Source organism: Mesorhizobium sp. M7A.F.Ca.US.005.03.2.1 (assembly GCF_003997795.1).
Taxonomy (GTDB): Bacteria; Pseudomonadota; Alphaproteobacteria; order Rhizobiales; family Rhizobiaceae; genus Mesorhizobium; species Mesorhizobium ciceri.
Map to the genome: position 1 here is coordinate 1 of NZ_RZRP01000654.1, position 3,629 is coordinate 3,629.

Sequence of the window (3,629 nt, forward strand, 5' to 3'; positions counted from 1 at the left end):
GATCGCACTTCTTCCCGTGCACGGCGTCGTCATCGAGACGCGGGCCGAAGCACTGGAAGGCATGCCCGAAACCATCGAGACACGGCTGACAGCTATGCCGGAAGCGATGGTGCGGAATGCCCCCGCCGGCGCCGCCTTCGCCATCCTTACCCACGATCATGCGCTGGATTTCCTGATCGTCGCGGAAGCGCTGAAACGCGGTGACACCGCCTATGTCGGCATGATCGGCTCGAAGACCAAGAAAGCGACGTTCAGGACTTGGTTCCTGAAATCGGCGGACGGCAGCCAGGCCGAGTTTGCCCGCCTCGTCTCGCCAATTGGCGGCGACACCGTCAAGGACAAGCGCCCTCAGGTCATCGCGGCGCTGGCTGCGGCCGAGATCATGACGGCGCTGGTCAATCACAACGCAGCCTTAAATGCCGACCATCAAATTCCGCATGGCAAGGTGATGGCAGGCTAAGCTGCGCCGCAGCTAAACCGGCCGTTTCAAACCCAGATGGTCGCGCAGCGTGCGGCCCTGGTATTCCGTCCGGAACAGGCCGCGCCGCTGCAACTCCGGCACGACGAGCGTGGCAAAGGCATCGAGTTCCCCGGGGAAATATGAGGGCATGACGTTGAAACCGTCGGCCGCCCCACCCTCGAACCGCGTCTGCAGTTCGTCGGCGACTTGGGCCGCTGTGCCGACGATGCGCCAATGGCCCCGCGCGCCGGCAAAATGCCGGGCGAGCTGGCGGATGGAGAGGCCGTCGCGGCGCGATTGCTCGATCACCAGCGCTTGCCTGCTCTTCATCCCCTCGCTCTCCGGCAGTTCCGGCAGTGGCCCATCGATCGGATAGCGCCACAGATCGGAGATGCTGAGATAGCTGGACAGCAGCGCCACGCCGACATCGTCGGGGATCAGCTCCTGCAATTCCTCGTATTTTTCACGGGCCTCCGCTTCGGTCTCCGCCACCACCGGTGCGACGCCCGGCATGATCTTGATGTCGTCCGGCTCGCGCCCGTAGGCCGGCAGACGTCCTTTGAGATCGTCATAGAAGGCCTTGGCTTCCTCGAAGGTCTGCGCCGCCGTGAACACCACATCGGCGGTGCGGGCGGCAAGGTCGCGGCCGACATCCGAGGCGCCGGCCTGAACCATCACCGGCGCGCCCTGCGGCGAGCGCGGCAGGTCGAGCGGATCGCGAACCGAAAAGCTCTGGCCGTTATGGCCGGAAGCCTTGCCGTGCCACAGGCCGGTCACCACCTCGGCGAACTCGCGCGCCCGTTCGTAGCGGTCGGCATGGGGCTTGAGGCCCGTCGCGCCGAAATTGGCTGCTTCGATGGGGCTGGCCGAGGTGACCAGATTCCAGCCGGCCCGGCCGCCGCTCAGATGGTCGAGCGACAGGAAGGTTCGTGCCAGCCCATAGGGCTCGTTGTAGCTTGTCGACGCTGTCGAGACGAGGCCGATGCGGCTGGTCTGGACGGCGAGCGCCGAGAGCAGGCTGATCGGCTCGAAACCGATCGAGCGCGACGTCTGGCTGGCAATGCCGATATTGGCTTCACGCAGGCCGGCGGCGTCCTCGCAGAACACCATGTCGAATTTTGCCGTCTCCGCCGTGCGCGCCAATGCGATGTAATGGTCGATGTCGATGCCGGCGGTGACGTGTGCCTTGGGATGGCGCCAGGCGGCGATGTGGTGGCCTGTCGCCCACAGGAAGGCGCCCAGCCTCATCTGGCGAGCGGTCATCGGTCACCTCCGCCGGCAAGCCCGAGATGCGAGCGCAACGTTTTTCCGCGATAGCTTTCTCGAACCAGGCCACGCCGCCGCAGTTCCGGCAGAACCAAGCCGACGAAATCGTCGAGCGCTGAAAGCTGTGCCGGCATCAGGATGTTGAACCCGTCGCAGCTTTTCGCCAGGAATTCCTTTTCCAGCCTCTCGGCGACGGCAGCCGGCTTACTATCGGCGATAAGCGCGACGTTCGTCAGCACTTTCACAGCATCGGGAGTGCGTCCGCACGCCGTGACACGGCGCCTGATATCGTCATAGCGTTCGGTCGCGCCCTCCACCAGTCCGCCGTCCAGCAGGATGACATCGGCGGTGCGAGTGGCAATATCGAAGTCGGATTCCTGCAGGCCCGACAAGACGAGCACTGGCGTATCCTGCGGCGACCGGGCGACGTTCAGCGGTCCGCGCACGGAAAAGAATTCGCCCTTGTGCTCCAGCAGGTGCATCTTTTCGGGGTCGTGGAAGCGGCCGCCGCTCTGGTCGAACAGCAGCGCGTCCGCATCCCAGCCCTGCCACAGACCTTGCACGATGCCGATATATTCCTCACTGCGACGGCGGAAATCGTTAGGCGAAAATCCTTCGGGCCGGCTGAAATTGGCTGCTTCCCGTGGCGCTTGCGTCATGGTTGCGTTCCAGCCACTGCGGCCGTGGCTGATAACGTCGAGCGAAGCGAAACGGCGTGCCAGATTGTAGGGTTGGTGGGCAATTGTCGAGGCAGCCGCAACCAGGCCGATCCTGCTTGTGACAGTCGCCAGAGCGGCCAGTAAGGTCGTCGCTTCGAAGGGCATCCGTTTGTTCGCGGCTTCGCTTTCGGACGCTGGCACGGCATCGGCAAGCAGCACCATGTCCAGCCCGGCTGCTTCAGCCTTTTGCACGAAACCAGCCAGGCGGCTGAATTCCAACCCAGTCTCGAGGGATGGATCGGCGAGCGAAACGGCAAGATGCATTGTGGCGCCGTTGTCCATCGAGGGTTCCCTATGAGATGAAATGCCACCCGAACTATGTTCGCCACATCCTGGGATGGCAACCGCCGGCGCTGGGCCAAACCGCCGCTCACCTACCGGCCAGTCCCTATTTGCCGGCCAGCCTTTATTTGCCAGCAAGCAGATCGTTGATCAGCCGCTGGCAGCGCTCGGCCATGAAGTCGAGCAGCAGCCGCACTTTTGGATCCTGCAGCTTCTTGTGCGGATAGACGGCGGCGAACTGCACCGGTGTCGGTGGCGTGCTGGGCAGGATCACCTTCAGCCGCCGGTCGCGGATGAATGGCTCGACCTCGAAGCGCGGCTTGTTGATGATGCCGCGGCCTGAAAGCGCCCAGCCGGTGAGCACGTCGCCATCGTCGGTGTCGTAGGGCCCGTGTACCTCGAATTTCTGCGGGCCGGTGGGGGTCTGCAGCGTCCACACATATTCGCGCGCGCCCGAATAACGCAGCATCAGGCAGTCGTGCTTCTTGCCGATCAGCTCCTGCGGCTCAATCGGTTCGCCGCGCGCTTCGAGATATTTCGGTGCCGCCACCAGCACGCGCTCGCATTCCATGATGCCGCGCATCCTGAGGCTGGAATCCTCGATGATGCCGAGCCGGAAGGCGACGTCGATGCCTTCCTTCATGATGTCGACATTGTGGTCCGAGAGCCTCAGCCGCACCTCGATATCAGGGTATTTGTCGTGGAAATCGGGGATGCCCGACGCCACCAGCCGGCGGCCGAGGCCGAGCGGTGCCGTGACGCGGATGGTGCCGCGCGGCTGGCCGGAAAGGGCAGAGACCGCGGCTTCCGCCTCGGTGATCGCCTCCAGCACCTGCTTGGCGCCCCCGTAAAAAACCGTGCCATGCTCGGTCGGCATCAATTGCCGCGTGGTGCGGTTGAAC

Annotated in this window: 4 protein-coding genes; 1 reads left to right on the forward strand and 3 read right to left on the reverse strand. The window is 64.1% G+C overall.

What is annotated here, in order from left to right; all coding sequences use genetic code 11:
• A partial coding sequence (locus tag EN991_RS27670; RefSeq protein WP_206519263.1) for an XdhC family protein occupies positions 1-460 on the forward strand: 460 nt, incomplete at its 5' end.
• 12 nt (positions 461-472) lie between these two features.
• Here the strand turns inward: EN991_RS27670 and EN991_RS27675 are convergent.
• The 3 genes from EN991_RS27675 to EN991_RS27685 all read right to left on the reverse strand — a co-directional run.
• Positions 473-1,723 carry an LLM class flavin-dependent oxidoreductase gene (locus tag EN991_RS27675; RefSeq protein WP_127369942.1) on the reverse strand — a complete coding sequence of 417 codons (1,251 nt, stop codon included), beginning with the start codon at positions 1,721-1,723 and terminating at the stop codon, positions 473-475.
• On the reverse strand, positions 1,720-2,727 hold the full coding sequence (locus tag EN991_RS27680) for an LLM class flavin-dependent oxidoreductase (protein ID WP_127369943.1): 1,008 nt from the start codon (positions 2,725-2,727) through the stop codon (positions 1,720-1,722). The genes EN991_RS27675 and EN991_RS27680 overlap by 4 nt, the downstream gene beginning before the upstream one ends.
• Positions 2,728-2,851: 124 nt before the next feature.
• Positions 2,852-3,629: LysR family transcriptional regulator (locus tag EN991_RS27685; RefSeq protein WP_164769406.1), on the reverse strand; the 778-nt coding region annotated here is incomplete at its 5' end.

Bases quoted from the DNA above. Each gene is read 5' to 3' on its own strand.
- EN991_RS27675 (WP_127369942.1), bottom strand. From the start codon at position 1,723: ATGACCGCTCGCCAGATGAGGCTGGGCGCCTTCCTGTGGGCGACAGGC.
- EN991_RS27680 (WP_127369943.1), bottom strand. From the start codon at position 2,727: ATGGACAACGGCGCCACAATGCATCTTGCCGTTTCGCTCGCCGATCCA.